Genomic DNA, 21,082 nt, shown 5'->3' with positions numbered 1-21,082 from the left:
TTATAAAAATATCATTAATTTTAGTATGAATAAAAGATTCTGAAAAATATTCGATTGTCTGAGCATAGCGAGTTTCGATTTTTTCAGTCTTTTAGATTACTAAATAGATATTTTTATTAGCCACTGATTTTCTTTGGATCTTTTTCTTGGATCAAAGACGAAAACTTTGGACTTTCTTTGTTCCTTTTTAGTTATAACTTACCCTTGTTATTTAATGATTTAAATGGTAATATATTTAGGTTAAAAAAATATATAAACACAGTGAATTAGGAGTTTCTATCTGCAATAGGTAAGGCTCCTGATATTTTACTATAATTTTAGGAGGTCAACAATGAAGGACAAGGTTTTAATTTTTGGACATAAGAATCCAGACACAGACTCTATATGTTCAGCTATTGCATATTCTAACCTTAAGGATCAATTAGGACTTAATACAAAGGCTGTTAGATTAGGAGAACTAAATAAGGAAACTGAATTTATTTTAAATCATTTTAATGTAACGACACCACCGTTACTTACTACTATAAAGCCACAGGTCAAAGATTTGACTAAGGTTGAAAAAGAATTAATAAAGGAAACTGACTCTATTCAAAAAGCATTAGAGATCATGACTACTGAAAATTATTCAAGTTTACCTGTTGTAAATAAAGACAATAAATTAGAAAATATGATTCATATATCTGAGATTGCAAATGCATATTTAGAGATGAGTACCAGAGATATATTCTTTGACTATGAAACAACATTTGAAAATATCTGGGAAACTTTAAAAGATTCTGCTGTTGTTATCAATGGAGTATATCCTACTGGTAAGATAGAGGGGAGACTGAGAGGAGTTTCTGAACTAGCTAAAATTTCTGAGGGAGATGTAGTAATCACTACACTTTTTTCCGGACATATCCAAAATGCTGAAAAAGCCGGGGCAAAAATCATATTTTTATGTGTAGATAAAAATGATGAGATCCCTGATTACGATGTAAACATACCACTTGTTAGAGTTAATAAGGGAATTTTTAAAACATTTAAGATGATCTCACAATCAGTACCTGTAAAGGCAATCTTAAAACATAAAAACTTTTTCCATTTTAAAACTACTGACTTTATAGAAGATATCCAAGATATTATGAAAGATTCTTCTCAGACTAATTTCCCAGTTGTAAATGAAGACGGAACTATATTCTCGACTATCAGATCAAAGCATATTATGAATTTTGGGAAAAATGAAGTTATCTTAGTAGATCATAATGAAAACTCTCAATCGGTAGATGGAATTGAAACTGCTAAGATATTAGAGATAGTAGATCATCATAAATTTGGAAACTTTGAAACTTCTGAACCTCTTATGATCAGAGCAGCAGCTGTCGGATGTACTTCTACAATAGTTTATGGATTATTTAAAGAAAACGGACTTACTCCTGATAAAACTATAGCCGGACTTATGCTAAGTGCTATTTTATCGGATACATTGATATTTAAATCTCCTACCTGCACACAAAAAGATGTAGAAGCAGCCAAGGAATTAGCTGTAATTGCAGGAATCGACTATGAAAAATATGGGATGGAGATGTTAATTGCAGGAACTTCGCTAGGAGATAAAACTCCTAATGAGATTATAACTATGGATATGAAAGAATTTTCTATGGGAAAATTCCAGACTGCTGTAGCACAGATCAACACAGTTGATATTGACGGATTACTAAGTAATAGAGAAAATCTGGAATCTGCTATGAATGGTATGATCGCTGATAATAACTACGATTTATTCGTACTGGTTATGACTGATATAGTAAACAATGGTTCTAAGATCCTAGCATTAGGTGATTCTACTGAATTAGTAGAAAAAGGATTCAATGTAGAATTAGAAGTTGGGACTGCCTGGTTAGAGGGTGTAGTTTCAAGAAAAAAACAAATTGTTCCTTTCCTTATGGCTGCCAGCCAAGGAATGTAAGATAGATTATAAAAAGAGGAGATAGCCATGGGCTGCCTCCTCTTTTTATTTAATAATATTCTTATTTTAAAATTTTAATCTACAGTGCTTTTTCTATAATTTCCCTTGTTATTTCCAGAGTCTGGTTTCCTCTTTCAGATAATTTTACCATTCCATGTGATTTTAAAGAGTTGATAATCTTATCTATATCTTCCTCTTTCACCCCATAATCTGATAACTTAGTTGTAATTCCCAAGCTATGGAAAAACTCCTCAGTTTTTTCAATAGCTGAATCTACCTTCTCTTCATCTGTTCCCCCTCTTAAATCCCATACTCTCTCTGCATATTGTACTAATTTCTCAAATTTTTCTGTTTTTCTAACCTTCCAGGTAGCAGGTAAGATTGCAGCCAAAGTCTTAGCATGATCTATTCCAAATATTGCTGTCACTTCATGTCCTACCATGTGTATAGACCAATCCTGAGGTACTCCGGCACCAATAAGTCCATTAAGTCCCATTGTCGCTGACCACACTAAATTGGCTCTGGCATCATAATTAGTAGGGGTTTTTATAGTTTCCTCACCTACTTCTATCAATGTCTGAAGGATACCCTCAGCAGTCCTGTCTTGAAACTTAGCATCTACCGGGTAGGTAACATATTGTTCCACAGTATGGACAAAGGTATCTACAACTCCATTGGCTACCTGAGTTTTAGGCAGTGTATATGTGAGTTCCGGATCTAGTATAGAGAATATAGGAAACGATTTTTTACTAAAAATAGCTAATTTATTTTCCCCATTACTTATTACTCCTCCATTGTTCATCTCTGAACCTGTAGCTGGCAGAGTTACCACAGTCCCAAATGGTATGGTTCTATCAACTGATATCATCCCTTGAGTTAATAATTCATCTTCTTTTCCAATATATTTATCCTTACACGATGCTATCCCGATAAATTTAGTCCCGTCCATAACAGAACCTCCTCCAACAGCCAGGATGAAGTCGATCTTTTCCTCTCTTACTATTTTAACAGCTTTCATCAGAGTCTCAAATTTAGGATTAGGTTCTATCCCTCCAAATTCAAAGATTTCCCTTTTGGATTTCTTTAACTCATCTATCACCTTATCTAAAGTTCCAAACTTTTTTACCGATCCACCACCATATGTAATAAGTATACGGGAATTTTTAGGTACCAACCCATCTAACTTTTTCATCTGACCCTTTCCAAATACTATCTCTGTAGGGTTATAAAAATTAAAATTTAACATCTTTTCCTCCTTGTACGGACAATTCATGGATTGCCCCTTCATAATTAATTATTTTTTATTATCTTCGCATCCATCTTCCTCATAGACCTTAGATTTAATAATACAGTTTCCTTCCTCATTTTCATACCTTTTTACCTGTTCCAAGACCTCTTTTTTTATCAGATTCAGTTCCTCTATCTTTTCCTGTATTATATCTACATGATTTAATAAAATTTCCTTCCTTTCTATAACGGTTTCTTTGCCGCCCTTCTTTAAACCTATATAGTACACTATTTCCTTCAGTGACATTCCTGTATCCTTGAGATTGAGAAAAAAATCAATCCAAACTAAGTCATTATCTGTATAAACTCTGTTGCCATTATTATCTCTGGCAATTTCCTTTATAACTCCATTTTTCTCATAGTACCTGAGCTTGGATTTAGATATCCGAAAATGTTTTGCTACCTCATCTATAGTCATAAATCACCTCCTAAGTTCTTATACATTGAGTATACATCTTAAACCATGGTTTAAGGCAAACTTTTTTTTGGGAACGTGACGTTCCATCCAATTATGCAAAAATTTATGTTTATAAAATAAAATAAACTTCAAATTTTCATAGTAAATTTCTATCTCAAAATTCTATGTTTATGTAATAAACCACTAGTATTTTGATGGTGCTACTCGCCAGTAAATACTTTGGAGATACACCTTACGAATATAGTTTACTCAATAATAATAAAAGCCTCCTAAAAGTATAAATACTTTTAGGAGGCTTCCCTTATTTTTATTCTAATTATAGGTAAGACAGATACGTTTTATTCTGTCATTTCGATATTTCCAAAGTACCAAGTACCTAAGATATCTCTTTCCCAGTTTTTAACCTTATCTTTAACCATTATTACACCTGTATAGTAATAGATAGGCATAGTAATTAATTCATCCATCATGATTTTTTCTGCACCATAAAGGTCTTTATCTCTGTCTAGACCTTGAGCTACTTTTGAGTTCTCAATCAATGCATCAAACTTTTTATTCTCAGGGAAATCGCCTTTAGTATAGTTCCATTGTGCATCATTATTTCCTGAGTAAGAAGTCCATAGATCTAAGAATGTCATAGGGTCGTTATAGTCTCCAATCCATCCAGCTCTTGCTACTTCAAAGTTTCCTACATGTCTGGTATCTTGGAATACAGCCCACTCTTGATTTACTAAGTTGACTTCGATCCCTAAGTTCTTCTTCCACATCTCTTGGATAGCTTCTGCAATTGCTTTATGTCCTTCATTAGTGTTATAGATAAGTTCAACTGGTGCCATTCCTTCACCATTTGGATATCCGGCCTTAGCTAAATATTCCTTTGCTTTTTCTACATCAACAGTAGTTGAAATTCCATAATCTCCTGCTGTTGCTCTGAAGTCATTCCCTTGTGAATCCACTAATCCAGTTGGAACAAACCCGGTAGCTGGCTGCTGTCCGGCCTTAGTTACTTCAGTTACAATTTCTTCTCTGTCGATAGCTAATGCAAGAGCTTTTCTTACATTGATATCGTTAGTTGGTGCTTTATTTACATTAAAGATATAGTAATATGTTCCTAAAAATGGAACTATATGGAAAGTTGGATCTTCCACTTGTCTCTTAGGAATTTCTTGTACCGGTACTTGGTTAGAACCTAATACATCTATTTCATTGTTATCGTAGGCTGTTAATGATGTTCCATTATCAACTATCATAGTTAGAATTATCTTCTCTAATTTAACACTGTCTTTATTCCAGTAGTTTGTGTTAGGAGTTAAGATAATTTTGTCATTCATATGGTATTCAGAAACTTTGAATGGACCATTTGAAATTGTGATGCTAGGATCTTTTGCCCATCCCTCTGGTTTTTGAACTACTGCATCTTCTCTAACCGGCATAAATGTATAGAATGTTACTAAGTTCAAGAAATACGCTGTAGGAGCTTTTAAAGTTACTTTAAAAGTAAAGTCATCTACTGCTTCTAAGCCTACCTCCTCTTTAGTTCCCTTCCCTTCAAAGAACTCCTGCCCGCCTTTGATATAGTAAAGTTGGAATGAATATTCCGAAGCTACTGCCGGGTCTAATGCTCTTAACCAGGCATATTTATAATCTGCTGCTGTTACAGGTTTTCCATCAGACCATTTAGCGTCTTGTCTAAGATGGAATGTATATGTCATCTTATCATCTGAAATATCTACAGATTCTGCTCCTGCTGGCTGTGGTTTTCCATTGGCATCTACCCTCATAAGACCTTCGAAAGTATTGTTTACAACAATTCCTCCGTCTGTTGCAGAGTTCAGCTGTGGATCTACTGATTTAGGATCTGCTCCTAAATTAAATGTCATTACCTGTTCTACCTGTTTTTCCACTGCTGCTGCGTCTGTTTCCTTAGGCTGTTCTTTTTCCCCTCCACAAGCAGTAAGTAATACTGCCATTAGAAGTGTCACTACATAAAAGATTTTCTTCATAAATTTCCTCCTCAAATAAATTGATAAACGTTGTTACTAAAAAAACCAATCACTAAAGCAATAAGTTATTATACATATTCTTTCTATGGAATCCTCTATTTTTTGGTTCCCTCATAAAACTCCCTGGAAAAATGACAAGCTACTATCCTTCCTGGAGCTATCTCTTCTAATAATGGCTCTTTTTCACTACAGATTCCTTCTGCATATTTACATCTGGTTCTAAACCTGCATCCACTAGGTGGATTTAACGGGCTGGGTACATCTCCCTTTAATATTTCCCTGTCCACTTTAGCGTTGAGCTCTGGATCCGGGATAGGTATTGATGAGAGTAATGCTCTGGTATATGGATGAATAGGTTTATCGTAGAGAGCATCTGATTCTGCTATCTCCACCATCTTACCAAGATATAATACTCCTATTCTGTCTGAAATATGTTTTACCATAGACAGGTCATGGGCTATAAACAGATAGGTCAATCCCAATTTTTTCTGCAGATCATCCAACATATTTACGACCTGAGCCTGGATAGATACATCTAGTGCTGAGATGGGTTCATCACAGATTATAAATTCTGGCTCTACTGCCAACGCACGAGCTATTCCTATTCTTTGTCTTTGTCCTCCACTAAATTCATGGGGATATCTACTTGCGTGTTCCTTACTCAATCCTACTGTATCCAATAGCTCATAGATTCTTTTTTGTCTCTCTTTCCCCTTTGCCAGATTATGGATATCCAGTGGTTCTCCTATAATATCTCCTACTGTCATCCTTGTATTTAATGACGCATAGGGATCTTGAAATATCATCTGGATCTTTCTTCTATAGGGTTCTAATTCCCTTTCATTCAGATGACTTATATTTTTACCATCATAGATTATATCTCCACCGGTTACATCGTAGAGTCTTATTATAGTCCTTCCAGTGGTAGATTTTCCGCACCCTGATTCCCCTACCAGTCCAAAAGTTTCACCCTTTTTTATATGAAAACTAATATCATCTACAGCTTTTAGATGCTGCATCTTCTTTTTAAAAAAACCTTTATTTTTAGAAAAATACTTTTTTAGATTTTTTATCTCTATCAGATTGTTATCATTTTTATTCTCCATCTATCTGACCCCTCCCTTTAACTCTGTCTTTGGTGCATCAGGATGAAGTAACCAGCACATAGATTTGTGCCCTTCTCCGCATTGAAAGAATTCTGGACGCTCCTCCATACATACATTCATAGCATGTTCACATCTTGCTGCAAAAGGGCACCCCTTTGGAGGGTGTAATAGATCTGGCGGTGTTCCATCGATAGGTACCAGTCTTTCCTTGTTTTCTATCTTAGGTATTGATTTTAACAGCCCCACTGTATATGGATGTTTCGGATTATAGAATATATCTTCTACCTTCCCTTCCTCCATAATAAGTCCACCATACATAACCAATACTCTCGAACAGACGTCGGCCACTACACCCAGGTCATGGGTTATTAAAACTATCGATGTATTTAATTTATCCTTCAGTTCTTTCATAAGATCTAATATCTGAGCCTGGATAGTAACGTCTAATGCTGTAGTTGGTTCATCAGCAATAAGCAGATCCGGTTCACATGAAAGAGCTATGGCAATCATTACCCTTTGTCTCATTCCACCACTGAATTCGTGGGGATATGATTTTACCCTTTTCACCGGATCAGGTATTCCTACTAATGTTAACATCTCAATGGCTTTTTCAAGAGCCTCAGCTTTAGATACATTTTGATGTTTCCTGATAGCTTCCATAATCTGATCCCCTACAGTATATACAGGATTTAATGAGGTCATTGGGTCTTGAAATATCATTGCTATTTCATTTCCTCTTACACTCCTCATCTCTTTCTTATCCTTCTTTAAAAGGTCTTCCCCCTTAAACACTATCTCACCACTTTTTACAACTCCCGGATATTGCAGTAGTCCCATTATAGACATCGAGGTAATACTCTTTCCACTTCCTGATTCCCCTACAATTCCCAAGGCCTCCCCTTTATTTAAACTATAACTTACACCTCTTACAGCCTGCACTTCCCCTAGGTGGGTAAAAAATGAAGTTTTTACGTCCTTTAATTCAATTAATTTTTCCATGTTCCCCCCTATTTTCTCAATCTTGGATCTAATGCATCTCTAAGTCCATCCCCTAAAAAGTTAAATGCAAGCATTGTTATACTTATTGCCATTGATGGAAAAAGCAGTTGATATGGATAAGTTCTTATTCCTGCTAAGGCATCACTGGCTAAGGTTCCCCATGATGCTTGAGGAGCACTTACTCCTAGTCCTATAAAACTTAAAAATGATTCTGTAAATATTGCATTTGGTATCATCATAGTCAGTGATACGATGATAGGTCCCATTGCATTTGGTATGATATGTCTGCTGAGTATCCTAAAGTTTTTGGCTCCTAGAGTTTTAGCTGCCATAACATATTCATGTTGTTTTATACTGAGAGTCTGCCCCCTTACAATCCTTGCCATCCTTACCCAGAAGGTAATTCCCATGGCTATTATAATTGTTTTTAATCCTGGAGCTATGATTACCATAAGTAAAATTACATACAGTAGTAATGGAATTGTACTTATTATATCCATTATTCTTGTCATTATTGTGTCTACCCTTCCACCTAAATAACCGGCTATTCCTCCATAGAAGATCCCAATAAAGAAGTTTACCAGGGTAGCTACTATTGCTACTGTAAGTGATATTCTTGCTCCGTAGAGTACCCTTATGAAGAGGTCTCTTCCGTGGGAGTCAGTCCCAAAGAAATAAGTTTTGTTAAAAACTCTCTTTGCTACTTCTGTCTCTTTGTTCTCTACCAATATTTTATATTTTTGTATACTTGGATCTTTCTTAGCTAATTTAGCATTTTTATAATCCAATACTACTTTTTTCCCGTCTACTTCATAGATTTTTTGTAAATTCATCATATCATTTTTAACTGGTTTCAATGAATCCAACAATTTCCCGTCAGAAGTTACAGTAAATATTTTATATTCTGGATGTACATATATATAATTGGATTTATCTACTTCATATATATCAAACCTAGGAGCTATATTTCCGAATTTAAGATCTTGATCTTCATAACTAAATTTAGAAAACATAGGTCCAAAAATTGCTGTTATAAATAATAAGATTATCACCACTAGTCCTATCATAGATAGTTTATTTTGTTTCAATCTTCTCCAAGCGTCCTGCCAATATGTAAGACTAGGTCTTATCTTCTTCTCGCCTTTAATTTCCTCTGATGCTTTTTCCCATCTATTATCCATACCTTCCCCCTTAATCATGTAATTTAATCCTAGGATCTATTAATACATAGATGATATCTACTAAAAATACCATAATTATATAAAATCCTGCATAAAAGATTGTTACTCCCATGATAACTGTATAGTCTCTATTTCCTACACTTTCTACGAAATATTTTCCCATTCCAGGTATAGCAAAGATCTTTTCGATAACAAATGACCCAGTCAAAATTCCTGCTACCATTGGCCCTACATAGGTAACCACTGGTAATAATCCATTTTTAAGAGCATGTTTACCAATTACTACAAACTCTGATAAGCCCTTGGCTCTGGCCGTCCTGATATAATCCTGCTGTAACACCTCTAACATCGATGACCTGGTCAGCTTAGATACAAAAGCTAAAGAGAATCCAGAGAGAGCTATTACCGGCCCAATATAATGTTTCCAAGAAGTAAGCCCGAAAGATGGCAGTATTCCCAATTTCCCACTAAATATATATATAATCATAGTCGCTATTACAAAACTCGGGATTGTAACCCCTAAAGTAGCTAATACCGTTACTATATAATCTTCCCACTTATTTTGCTTCAGTGCAGATATTATCCCCAATGGAATACCTATTATAAGCACCACTAGTACTGCTGTTCCTCCTACCTTTGCAGATACGGGCAATCCGACTTTTACCAGATCAATTACATCTACCCCTACTTTTTGAAACGAAGGACCAAAATCAAAACTAAATACCCCTTTAATATAGTCGATATATTGTATATGCAACGGTGCATCTAAATTAAATTTAGCCTCTAATGCTGCAATTACTGCTGGTGGCAATGGCTTTTCCCTTGTAAAAGGCCCCCCAGGAATAGCATGCATCAAGAAAAAAGTCGCTGTAACAACTATATACAGTGTAAATAACATTTGACCTAATCGTTTAAAAATAAACTTTCCCATTTCTTCCTCCCTTATTATTAAATTTTGCTTAACCTACACATATCATTCTCGATATATATAACTATAAATATAGCACATAAATTCTAAGTATCCAAATTAATCTCGCCAATAAAAAACAATTTTTTATAACTTTATAGTTTCAAAATACAGTTTTTGTAGTATTTTTTTATTACATTTGTAGATTTAAAAATAATTCACATAACATTTTAGATGAATAAAAATTAATTTATTTTTTAATTGTTTTTCCCTATAAAATTTTAAATTTTCATAAGTGAAAATATAAAAATAACTAAAAACGAAGTTTAATTTTTAGTTTTTTTTATATAATTAATATATATTGTTATTCATAAAAAATATAGAAGACTCTATTTTTAGAACTAAATACCTTTTTTATGGTATTAGTTTAAAAACCCCTCCTACAAATTAGGAGGGGTTTTTACTTTTATAATCTACCTATACAGCTGCTATAACAGATACCTCTACCAAAAGAGATTCTCTGGCCATATTTGCCTCTACACAGGCTCTTGCCGGAGCAGTTCCTTCCTCTACCCATCTGTCCCAGACTTCATTCATCTCCTTGAACTGGTTCATATCTTTAATGTAAACTGTAGCCGAAAGAATCTTACTCTTATGACTTCCAATATCAGCCAAAAGCTGATCAACCTTTTCCAAAGTTGTTTTTGTCTGATCTGCCATCCCCTTTGTTTCATCCTTGGGAACCTGTCCGCATAAATAAGCTACATTATTATGAATCACTGCATGACTCATCCTTTTTTTAGTGTTATGTCGTTCAATATTCATATTATTCTCCTTTTATTTCAATTTTAGTTTTAGGAACTATTTTTTCAGCAGTAATCAGATGATAAAGGTAAAGTACAATACATGAAGAACCTATTCCAACTATTGTAAATGGTATCGCTGAATTTGTATAAAGATTATATACAGTGAAACATACCCCTATAATCATAGATAAAATAGCTCCTTTATAGTTTAATACCATTCGTTTCTTTAAAATATATCCTAAATAAATAGGTCCTAATAAAACTACAGCTGACAGTCCATATGATAATATAAGCCATTGAAGAGCCTGTGGGTATAAAATTGCAAGAAAAGCTGCTAAATAAGTCACTATAACAGCCGCTATCCTCGTTACCAAAAGTTTATTGGAAAAATTATTTAAAGGCATTACCTTCTTAAAAAAATCCTCCGACACACTTACTACCACCGACTGGATAGAACCATTTACCGTAGATAATATACTCACCATAAGAAATCCAGAGAAAAGTCCCATAAACCATTTAGGGAATTGAGCTAAAAGCCACCCTGTAGCCATCTCCCCGTCCATTCCTGGCATAAGACTCCTAACTCCTATTCCTGTTACTACAGACCATATTTCAACTATTATTATTACTACTCCTGTTATAATCAGGCTTTTCTTGACGCTTTTGGCATCTTTAATAGCACATATCCTTTGGATAGCCATCTGATTTGTAATCCCCCCAGGAATTACAGAGGTAACCCAGAGAAGTATTGTTCCCCACCCGATAAGGGTCATTCCCTTTGGAAACTCCGTCATATCTTTAGGTACTCTGGAAATCATCTCCCCTACACTTCCATTCATATTTATGAGGAAAAATAAAGATACTGCAGTTACTATGAGCATCATACAGCCAAAGAAAAAATCTGTCCATGCTACAGATGAAAGTCCTGCTGGAAGTACAAATATCAGACAAAGAGTTGCAAACCCTACAATCATGTATTTAGGATCTACTCCGATTATAGGTGAAAACAATTTGGAAAAAGCTACCAGTTGTGTACAGAGCCATCCAAAAGGTACTATTATTGCCGCTATGGTAGAAAATAAAGCTAATCCCCTATTTTTCCCATAGAGTTTTTCCAAAACATCTGGTATGGTGTTAAAATTTTCTTTTCTCAGCCAATCTGCTATAAAACATAGTACAAAAAATATACATGCCATTATGATCCCATAGGTCAAAACACTCCATCCATGGGTATATCCGATACCTACATGGGCTACAACAAAACCTCCACCCATTATTGCTGCAAACTGTGTACCTATTGTTACATATAATGGTAAAGATCTTCCCCCATTAACCCAAGCCTCTTCACTTCCCTTAGTTTTTCTGCTTATTACATAGGTTATCGAAAACCCTATCCCTATAATAATCACAGAAAAAATTATAACTACTAATGCCGAACTCATAAAATACCTCCTATTTTATTTGGGTAAAAGGCTATCATTATGAGCTCAATATTATTAGTAGGCTTGACGGCCTTTGTTCTTTTTATTTTGAAAACCTATTTGGAGCAAAGCCTGACATGTCCACAAATGTTTCTCCATCTATGATAATATCTGCCACAACTTTCCCGGTTACTGGAGCCAGAGCAATTCCGTCTCCCTCATGACCTGCAGCCATGAAAAATCCCTCTATCCCAGTCCATCCAATGAGGGGAAGACCGTCTGGAGTAAATGGTCTCAATCCTCCCATAGTTCTGATTATACTCATATCTTTTAATTGGGGAAAATAAGTGACTGCATTCCTGATTACCTCTCCAATCCCTTCATAGGTAACATTTTTATCATAACCTACAAATTCTCTTGTAGCTCCAAACATGATATTTCCCTTTGGAGACTGACTTAGAGCAAGTCCTATTCCTAATTTGGCAATCATTTCAGGAGCATCCTTTAAAAGGTCCGGATTATGCTTTGCCATCATATATTTTGCCGAAAGGATAGGCATATCTATAAAATAATCCACTTCATCAGTTATGCATATCTGCCCTCTTCTTGGTTTTATAGGGGCTTCTATCCCCAATTTTTTGCATAGCAGAGGCGCCCATACACCGGCTGCATTTATTATAGTAGGAGCATAAAACTTCCCTTTTGAAGTTTCCACTCCTATTGCTTTTTTCCCCTCTGTAATTATTTCCTTTACCTCGGTTCCCAGAACTATCTTGGTTCCATTGGCCTTAGCTCCCTTTGCAAGAGCTATATTTAAGGCTATAGGATCAACTTCTCCATCCATAGGACTATAAGTAGCTCCTATAATATCCTGGGAGATTCCCGGCTGGAGTTTATTTACCTCATCCAGTGAAATAATATCGACATCCAATCCTGTTTTTTTCTGTTTTTCTACAAATCCCTTCATTATCTCCATCTCTTTTTCATTTTCAATAAGGATCATTCCGCCTTTTTGCCTAAAGTGGATAGGTTCTCCCAGCTCTTCTTCTAAAGTTTTGTACATCTTTAAGCTTTCAAGAGCCAAGGCTAAATGCACACCTGGTTTTTTAGACTGCATCAACACCAGCTGGTCACTAGAACCTGATGCACCTCTGGCATGATCATATTTTTCAAAGATAGTTACTTTTTTTCCTCTTTTAGAGAGGTTATAAGCTATAGAAGTTCCGATTACTCCCCCGCCTATTACAATTACATCTGTATCATTTATATTTTTATTGTTCATAGTTTCTATTTCACCTCCAAAAATTCACTTATTTTTGCTACTCTTGCAGGAGGTCTGGATGAACCTGGAGTTATTTTTTCAGGAGATTCTACTTCTGAAAGCATCCTGGCAATAATCTTACCGCAACTTCTTCCCTGACAGAGACCCATTCCTGCATGGGTTCTTATCTTTACTCCTGCTACAGTTGTAGCCCCGTCTTTTATGGCCTCTTTCACATCTTCTACCGTTACTTCCTGACATCTGCATACAAAAACTTTATCATCACACATTATTTTTACCCCCTATAGATGGTTCTTATTCCCATAAAATATTCCTTTGGAATTTCTACACTGATAAGAGTTGTACCATCATTTTTTTTATCATTTTTTACATCTAATACTTTACCGTCAGCAATATATTTTCCAAATCTGTCTCCACAAGGAACCTGATCTCCTTTTTCAGGGAGGGGGAGATATTCAAATGGAAATTCTACCATTGAAGTTTTTTCACTATAATTTTTATGAATTTTAAAGATCGCCAGCCCAGGACATTTTGGAATACAGACTCCACACCCTATACATTTTTCCTCATCTAATTTTGGAAGGCTTGTAATTGAACTTCCCACCTCTATTGCACCAAATGGACAAGCTGCCTCACAGGGATTACAAGGTATTTTTTGAACACACTCTATTGATACAACAGGCCCTTTTTCAAATCTCTCCTCACCTGGGGTTCCAGGACAGCCTTTTATCTCCTCCATAGAAGGAACTCCCGTAAACTTTACTCCTTTATTCATTAGCATCCTCCATATATCTACTTATCTGTACATTTTTAGATTGTTTTCTTTTTTCACCAAATTCTCCATCTCTCAAAGTATTTAACCTATTCCATACCTGGCCTTTCAACTCTTTTGCTTTCTCTTCACTATAGAGTCCCAAAGATTCTGAAGCTGCTATACCGGCTAGACGTCCCTCTTCCATGGCAGAGCTGGCTTCTTCTACTCCCGAAATATCTCCTGACACATATATTCCCGAAATTGTAGATTCCATATTCTCATTGTGTTTTGGCACATGTCCTCCAAAAGTCGGAATAAATGTAAAATCACACCCAATAGTCCAAGCTATTTCAGACATGGGACTAAGCCCTACAGCAATACAGATAGTATCTACATCTAAAATCTTCTCTGTACCTTCAATCATTTGAAATCTTTCATCCAGTTCACATATCTCCACCTTACTGACTTCACCATCTCCCATAGCTCTTTTTACAGTATGGGAAGTATAGATAGGAACTCCTCCACGGCTTATTTTAGAAGCATGAACACCATATCCACTTACATTTGGAGCCGCTTCTACCAGTCCAACTACATCTGCACCAGCCTGCATCAACTGATAGGAAACAATTAATCCTACATTCCCTGATCCAACCATAAGAACTTTTTTTCCCGGTAAAACTCTGTTTACATTTATCATCGTTTGAGCTGCTCCTGCCCCCATGACACCTGGAAGATCTGATCCCGGGAAAGCAAGGGTATTTTCTGTCGCCCCTGTTGCAAGGATAATTTTATCTCCTTTTATTTGATGCTGCTTCCCGTCTTTTGAATAGACCACTGTTTTCCCTTCAAATATTCCGTAAACAGGAGCATCCAGTATAACGTCCACTCCTAATTCCTTCGTTTCCTCTAAAAGTTTAGTTCCTATTTCATATCCCCTGGTTCCTGCCAGATGCTCCCTTGAACCAAAGAACTTATGAATCTGCTTAAAAAGCTGTCCTCCGGGTTTTTTATTTTCATCTAAAACAGTAACTTGACCTCCGGATTTTGCAATTTCTATTCCTGCAGCAAGACCTGCAGGTCCACCTCCTACAATTACAACCTGAGTTTCTTTCATTACTCCTCCCCCTTTCCATATCCGATCTGTGTTTCTACACTCATTCCTTCCTCTACAGGAGTTACACAAGTTCTGACATTGGGTTTTCCATTCACTACCATGACACAGTCTGTACATCTGCCTATTCCACAATATACACCTCTATCCCTCTTGTATTTAGGAGTTTTTCTAAATTTTCTTATTCCTGCACTCATAAGAGTCGCCGCTATTGTCTCACCTGCCATAGCATTTAATGGCTTTCCATTGTAATAAATAGTGACATATTCTTTTCTTTCTTCCTCACCTAGTATAGGATGATTAACTACCCTCATTTTATAACCTCCTTTTTTTATCTAACTAATAAAATGATTACATGATAAGTATATGGCTGAGATTATCAGTGAAAGCAACCATAAAACAATATTTATTTTTATTCTAAAAAAAAGTCTTTTTTGTTAGTTTTTTTTGATCCCTTTATTTCCAGGGCAGACAGCTAAAGTGTTTAAAAGCTAAAGTTTTTGTTCTGCAGATTCAAAACACCCCTCACAGATGAGTAGCCAAAATTTTGTTTTTAGATAAAATGGAAGTATAATTAAAATAGAATCAAATAAATTGAGGTGAAAAAAGTGAACAATGATGAGATAAATTACGATTACTCTATATTAAAACTCCTTGAAAAGCATCAAAAACCTACAGGAGCTTCCCTAATAAAGAGGGAACTTAAAAATTTAAAGATAAACATCAGTGAAGCAACTATTGGGAGGGTTCTTTTTAATCTGGATAATATTGGCTTAACTATAAAAGATGGATATAGGGGCAGGGTTATAACCGATAAGGGAAAACTTTACTTAAAAAATATTCAAAGGAAAAAAGATAGAAGAAAAAAGGGAGAATTATTTTTAAATGTTCTGGATATACAGGAGATCGACAGACTTTTAGAAGCTTTAGAAGCCAGAAAAGTAGTTGAGAGCCAAATGGCTAAATTTGCCGCTGCAAATTCTAATATTCAAACTGAAAAAGATTTTAAGGTAATTATAGAAAGTCACGAAAAAGTGATAAAGAATCTCACTGAATATGAATATAATATTCCCTTCCACAAGTATGTAGCAACCCTTGCAGGAAATAAAATATTGGAACTTATGCTTCAAATGGTTATGGATGATACCAGATTTACCCCAGCCTTAAAAAAAATAGAAAAAAGTTTGGGAACAAAAACTATTGAGGAACATAAAATTATAGCTATGGCTATAATAAAAAAAGATCCTGAAGGTGCAGAAAAAGCCATGGCCGATCATATAGAAGCCCTTATAGAAAAGGTCAAAAAAATTAAGGAAACAACATATATTTAAGTTTGAATAAGAAAAAAATTTAATCCCCTTATATAGATACTAAAAAAACCTCCTAAAAACTAGGAGGTTTTTTTATTTACAATTTTTCTATCTTTTTACTATTCCGTCTATCTCTAATGCTACCTTTAATATCTCTTCTAAATCTTCTAATTTTAACATATTAGGACCATCACAAGGAGCACAATCTGGATCTTCATGTACCTCTGCAAATATTCCATCCACTCCTACAGCCAGTGCCGCTCTCATAAGTGGGAATACATATTCACGATTTCCACCGGTACACGTTCCCTGTCCTCCTGGAATTTGTACCGAATGGGTAGCATCAAATATCACAGGATATCCAAATTCTCTCATCTCCATAAATGATCTCATGTCTACCACAAAGTTATTGTATCCAAAGGTTGCTCCCCTTTCACACAACATAAAGTTCTCACTCCCGGCTTCCTGCATCTTGTTGACCACATTTTTCATATCCCAAGGAGCTAAAAACTGACCTTTTTTAACATTTACAGGTAACCCTGTTTTAGCCGCTGCTACCAACAGATCGGTCTGTCTGCATAAAAATGCAGGGATCTGTATCATATCTACAACTTCTGCTACCCTTTCACACTGCCAAGGCTCATGTACATCTGTAATCACAGGTATATCATAGGTATCCTTTACTTTTTGTAAGATTCTTAGTCCCTCATCTATCCCTACTCCTCTAAACCCGTGGATCGACGATCTATTAGCTTTATCAAAAGATGATTTAAATACATAATTTATCTCTAACCTGTCACATATCTCTTTGATCTTACCAGCTACTCTAATACTCATCTCCTCAGATTCAATTGCACAAGGCCCTGCTAAAAGGGTAAATTTACCTTTATTCCCACCTATCTCAAATCTATCTGCTATCCTTACTGATTTTACCTCTTTCATCAACATATTTATTCCTCCCTATCGCCTATTGCGAACTAATAAATACAGGACAACTTATGAATTGCCCCTCCATAAACTCAAATTTCATTCTCAATAATAACTTATTCAAAACTAAGATTTTATCTTATAAAATATCAACCCAACATATTCCCACACTGCACTCCTAATATCTGCAAAATTACTGGCATTGGGAAAATAACTATCCATCCTGTAACTCTCTTTATACCTGGATATATATCCTGTAGGAGCTGGTATTACCTCTGCACCATATTTTTCAAAGATATATTTTGATCTTTTCATATGTGTTGCAGAAGTTATAAGGGCTCCTTTTTTATACCCATTTTTATTCATTATACCTTTTGTTAATTTTGCATTTTCTTCTGTAGTTCTGCTCCTGCCTTCAATTATTATGTCATTGTCAGGCACTCCTAAATCCACCATCAATTCCTTATATATGCTTCCCTCTGATTTTTCTTCGTTATATACTATTCCACCTGTAACTATTATCTTTTTAGGAAATTCTTTATACAGACGCACTCCCTCAATTACCCGAAATAACGCTGCTTTACTTGGACTGCCAGTTAAAGAAGATAAGCTTTTAGGAGAATTGTCATAGATCCCTCTTCCCAAGATTACATAACAATCAACTTCTTCCAACTGATCTCTGTCTATGGGAAGATAGTTTTTTTCCAAAGGCTCTACTATCATATCTTTTACTGGTTCAATAGATAATAAATAGATTGCTGTTATTGTCATCAACAATAACAATTTTGCCTTCGTCGCAGACCTTTTACGAAAACTCATCATAAGTACAATAATCAGAAAAATTATAAATATCCCAGGAGATATCAATATATTCGATATAAATTTTTGTAATAAAAACATCTTCCCCTCCCTGTCGCCTATAGCGAAAATAATAACTAATAAATTTTTGACACAGAGACTCACAGAGTCAGGGAAAGAGATTCCCAGAGTTTTTATTATTTATCTGTGTTGCTCTGTGACAATCTCTTTAAAATTGTGACTAGTTATTATTTGATCTTTACTTCAATATATTTTCCCGCTATCTCCCTGTCATCAAAATGGATCTTTTCCCTGCCTATTATCTGGTAATCTTCATGTCCCTTACCTGCAATCAGTATGATGTCATCTTTATCTGCCATAGATACAGCATCTGCTATAGCCCTTTCTCTATCAGCAATCCTTATATAATCTTTAGCTTCTTTAAACCCTTTTTCCACATCATTTAAGATTAGTTCCGGATCTTCAGTTCTCGGGTTATCCGATGTCAATACCACAAAATCACTGAGTAACTCTGCTGTGGCTGCCATCCTAGGTCTTTTGGTGGTGTCCCTGTCTCCTCCACATCCAAATACAGTTATGACTCGGCCTCTTTTTATCTCATTTAGAGCAGTTAAAATATTTTTTAATGCATCCTCAGTATGGGCATAGTCCACAACGACCATAAAATTCTGTCCTCTGTCTACAGTTTCAAATCTGCCCGGAACTCCCTTTAACCCTTTCAACCTCTCTAGGATAGTTTCGATGTCCAGCCCTAACTGAATACTTCCTCCGATAGCTCCTAAGATATTCATAAGATTAAACCTTCCTAAAAGGCCACTCTTTAATCTATAGCTTTTCCCTTCATAGATTACCTCTATCTCCTGCTCTATGTTATCTACACTTATTATCTTTCCTCTTAGATTCCCGATCTCTTCCCCATAGCCTATACCACCGAATTCATCGTATAACCTCTTTCCATGGGCATCTTCTGCATTATATACCCCACACTTACCATCTTTTAATTTAGTAAATAGTTTTCTCTTAGCCAGATAATAATTTTCAATTGTTTTATGATAATCCATATGTTCCGGAGTCAGGTTAGTAAATATCCCAGCATCAAACTCCAGCATCTCTACCCTTCCCATCTCAAGGGCATGGGAACTGACCTCCATCACTAAATATTCTATATTTTTTTCTACAGCTTTCTTACACATTTTTACCAGATCCATAGATTCCGGAGTTGTGTTGGGAGCCGGTATTATCTCCTCACCGATCTTATATTCCACAGTCCCTATTCTCATGGTATTTTTCAGGATTTTATCCAGGATATAGGTGATCGTTGTTTTCCCATTAGTTCCTGTAACCCCTATAACCTTTAGATTTTTCTGGGGCCAGTTATAAAAATTAGAAGTTATAATTCCCAGGTGTAATCTTAAATCTTCCACCAGGATATATGTAATCTCCTTATCTAATATCTCTACCTCTTTAGAAACCAATATACACCTTGCTCCTAAAGATACAGCCTTTTCTATATAATCATGCCCATCTACTACACTTCCATCCAATGCAGCAAATACATTTCCACCCACTATCTTTCTAGAATCATACTCCATTCCGGTATACTCCATCTCTTCCCCGGAGTTTAATATTTTATATTCAATATTTTTTAATATTTTTTCTATATTTTTCAACTTTTACCTCCTATAATCTCCTATAGCAAAGTTTCAAACTTAATTTTAAATGTATCAAATCTTTTAATCTATAATGATTTTATATTTTAAATATTTATTTTTTGCCCTATATTCAACTGAACTGCTTTTTCATATATAGTTTTTGCAACATATAGATCTAAAAGAGCCATCCCTACTGATTTGAAAAAAACAGTTTCATCAATTTTTTTTTCTTTACCCTTGAGAAAAGAACCTATAGTATGGATTTGTTCCTCTTTAATAAGACCTTCTGATAAGGGATAACAAAGGTCTCCCGATTCTTCTTTTGCAAAATAAGTATCTGTATAGATTTTATCTACAAGAGAATATATATCTTTTGGAAGCTCCCTCATAGTAGGTTTATATGATCCTATTGCAATAAAAGTTTTACCTTTTAAAAGCTCAGCTTTATTAGGTAAAACAGGGTTATCTGAGCTGGTAGCGGTAACCACAATATCAGTCCCCTCTAAAATTTCTTCTACAGAACTGCAAATAACCACTTCTACATCAATCTTCTTTTTTAAACGATTAGAAAAATCTTTTAATTTTTCAATATTCGAACCATAGATTTTTACTTTTTTTATAGGTCTGACTTTTGATATAAACAATATTTGCTGAAAACCTTGAACTCCTGTTCCTATAAGACCTAAAGTCGAGGTGTCCATTTCAGAAAGGTATTTAGCTCCTACTCCCCCCACTGCTCCAGTCCTAACTTCTGTTAGAGTTTTACCATCTATCGTTGCTAGTGGTTCTCCTGTATTAGGATCATTTAAAGTCATAAAACCATCTATAACCGGCTTACCTATTTGACTATTTTTAGGAAAAATAGTCAAAGATTTTGTCCCAAAAATCTCATTTGTAAAACAAGGCATATAGAGAAGTGTATTTTCTTTATTATTTACATGGATCCTATCGGGCATCTCAAAATTATTATCTTCATAAGCTAAAAATGCATCTTCTACACTATCCATAACTTCTTCTAAAGAAATTATATTTTCAATTGCTACTCTATTTAAAAAAATCATATTTCTGTATGATAAATATTAGTTTTTTTACCATACCCTCCTTTTCATTATTATAGATATAAATTCCTAATCCATTATTCATATTTTTGG

The 21,082-nt window shown here is 35.1% G+C and carries 20 protein-coding genes; 2 read left to right on the top strand and 18 right to left on the bottom strand.

Annotated features, from left to right (window positions below):
• Window positions 1-331: 331 nt before the first annotated feature.
• Window positions 332-1,948, top strand: a complete 1,617-nt coding sequence (locus NRK67_09555; protein UUV19657.1) for a putative manganese-dependent inorganic diphosphatase — start codon at window positions 332-334, stop codon at window positions 1,946-1,948.
• Window positions 1,949-2,027: 79 nt separating this feature from the next.
• Here the strand turns inward: NRK67_09555 and NRK67_09550 are convergent, their stop codons facing one another.
• The 14 genes from NRK67_09550 to NRK67_09485 form a co-directional block, all read right to left on the bottom strand.
• On the bottom strand, window positions 2,028-3,194 hold the full coding sequence (locus NRK67_09550) for an iron-containing alcohol dehydrogenase (GenBank protein ID UUV19656.1): 1,167 nt from the start codon (window positions 3,192-3,194) through the stop codon (window positions 2,028-2,030).
• Between the two features lie 48 nt (window positions 3,195-3,242).
• Window positions 3,243-3,653, bottom strand: a complete 411-nt coding sequence (locus tag NRK67_09545) for a MerR family transcriptional regulator (GenBank protein UUV19655.1) — start codon at window positions 3,651-3,653, stop codon at window positions 3,243-3,245.
• Window positions 3,654-3,991: 338 nt separating this feature from the next.
• Complete coding sequence (locus tag NRK67_09540; protein ID UUV19654.1) at window positions 3,992-5,656, bottom strand: peptide ABC transporter substrate-binding protein; 1,665 nt, start codon at window positions 5,654-5,656, stop codon at window positions 3,992-3,994.
• 95 nt (window positions 5,657-5,751) lie between these two features.
• Window positions 5,752-6,762, bottom strand: a complete 1,011-nt coding sequence (locus NRK67_09535; GenBank protein ID UUV19653.1) for an ATP-binding cassette domain-containing protein — start codon at window positions 6,760-6,762, stop codon at window positions 5,752-5,754.
• The gene (locus NRK67_09530; GenBank protein UUV19652.1) at window positions 6,763-7,761 is read right to left on the bottom strand and encodes an ABC transporter ATP-binding protein; all 999 of its coding nucleotides are present in this window, start codon (window positions 7,759-7,761) and stop codon (window positions 6,763-6,765) included.
• An 8-nt stretch (window positions 7,762-7,769) separates the two neighbouring features.
• Window positions 7,770-8,942: an ABC transporter permease gene (locus NRK67_09525; GenBank protein UUV19651.1), complete on the bottom strand. Its 1,173-nt coding sequence runs from the start codon at window positions 8,940-8,942 to the stop codon at window positions 7,770-7,772.
• A 10-nt stretch (window positions 8,943-8,952) separates the two neighbouring features.
• Window positions 8,953-9,873 (bottom strand): ABC transporter permease, encoded by a 921-nt coding sequence (locus NRK67_09520; GenBank protein ID UUV19650.1) that lies wholly within the window; start codon window positions 9,871-9,873, stop codon window positions 8,953-8,955.
• 453 nt (window positions 9,874-10,326) lie between these two features.
• On the bottom strand, window positions 10,327-10,674 hold the full coding sequence (locus tag NRK67_09515) for a RidA family protein (protein ID UUV19649.1): 348 nt from the start codon (window positions 10,672-10,674) through the stop codon (window positions 10,327-10,329).
• Between the two features lies 1 nt (window position 10,675).
• Window positions 10,676-12,097: a sodium:solute symporter family protein gene (locus NRK67_09510; GenBank protein UUV19648.1), complete on the bottom strand. Its 1,422-nt coding sequence runs from the start codon at window positions 12,095-12,097 to the stop codon at window positions 10,676-10,678.
• An 82-nt stretch (window positions 12,098-12,179) separates the two neighbouring features.
• Complete coding sequence (locus NRK67_09505; protein ID UUV19647.1) at window positions 12,180-13,358, bottom strand: FAD-binding oxidoreductase; 1,179 nt, start codon at window positions 13,356-13,358, stop codon at window positions 12,180-12,182.
• 5 nt (window positions 13,359-13,363) lie between these two features.
• Entirely contained in the window at window positions 13,364-13,627 is a 264-nt protein-coding gene (locus NRK67_09500) for a (2Fe-2S)-binding protein (GenBank protein ID UUV19646.1), read from the bottom strand.
• Window positions 13,628-13,632: 5 nt separating this feature from the next.
• Window positions 13,633-14,133, bottom strand: a complete 501-nt coding sequence (locus tag NRK67_09495) for a 4Fe-4S binding protein (protein ID UUV19645.1) — start codon at window positions 14,131-14,133, stop codon at window positions 13,633-13,635.
• Entirely contained in the window at window positions 14,126-15,226 is a 1,101-nt protein-coding gene (locus NRK67_09490; protein ID UUV19644.1) for an NAD(P)/FAD-dependent oxidoreductase, read from the bottom strand. The genes NRK67_09495 and NRK67_09490 overlap by 8 nt, the downstream gene beginning before the upstream one ends.
• Complete coding sequence (locus NRK67_09485) at window positions 15,226-15,537, bottom strand: (2Fe-2S)-binding protein (GenBank protein ID UUV19643.1); 312 nt, start codon at window positions 15,535-15,537, stop codon at window positions 15,226-15,228. The genes NRK67_09490 and NRK67_09485 overlap by 1 nt, the downstream gene beginning before the upstream one ends.
• A 294-nt stretch (window positions 15,538-15,831) precedes the next feature.
• Here NRK67_09485 and NRK67_09480 point away from each other — a divergent pair, with 294 nt between their 5' ends.
• Window positions 15,832-16,554 carry an FCD domain-containing protein gene (locus tag NRK67_09480; GenBank protein ID UUV19642.1) on the top strand — a complete coding sequence of 241 codons (723 nt, stop codon included), beginning with the start codon at window positions 15,832-15,834 and terminating at the stop codon, window positions 16,552-16,554.
• An 87-nt stretch (window positions 16,555-16,641) separates the two neighbouring features.
• On the opposite strand, the gene kdsA is transcribed toward NRK67_09480, so the two are convergent.
• The 4 genes from kdsA to NRK67_09460 form a co-directional block, all read right to left on the bottom strand.
• A complete protein-coding gene (gene kdsA, locus NRK67_09475) occupies window positions 16,642-17,481 on the bottom strand; it encodes a 3-deoxy-8-phosphooctulonate synthase (GenBank protein ID UUV19641.1) in 840 nt (279 codons plus the stop codon).
• A 105-nt stretch (window positions 17,482-17,586) separates the two neighbouring features.
• Window positions 17,587-18,360: a YdcF family protein gene (locus tag NRK67_09470; GenBank protein UUV19640.1), complete on the bottom strand. Its 774-nt coding sequence runs from the start codon at window positions 18,358-18,360 to the stop codon at window positions 17,587-17,589.
• Window positions 18,361-18,506: 146 nt separating this feature from the next.
• Complete coding sequence (locus tag NRK67_09465; GenBank protein UUV19912.1) at window positions 18,507-19,940, bottom strand: UDP-N-acetylmuramoyl-L-alanyl-D-glutamate--2,6-diaminopimelate ligase; 1,434 nt, start codon at window positions 19,938-19,940, stop codon at window positions 18,507-18,509.
• Window positions 19,941-20,035: 95 nt separating this feature from the next.
• Complete coding sequence (locus NRK67_09460; GenBank protein ID UUV19639.1) at window positions 20,036-20,992, bottom strand: ornithine cyclodeaminase family protein; 957 nt, start codon at window positions 20,990-20,992, stop codon at window positions 20,036-20,038.
• Window positions 20,993-21,082 lie beyond the last annotated feature (90 nt).

The sequence above is a fragment of the Fusobacteria bacterium ZRK30 genome (assembly GCA_024628785.1).
Lineage (GTDB): Bacteria > Fusobacteriota > Fusobacteriia > Fusobacteriales > Fusobacteriaceae > Psychrilyobacter.
This window is presented reverse-complemented; position numbering and strand designations above follow the sequence as displayed.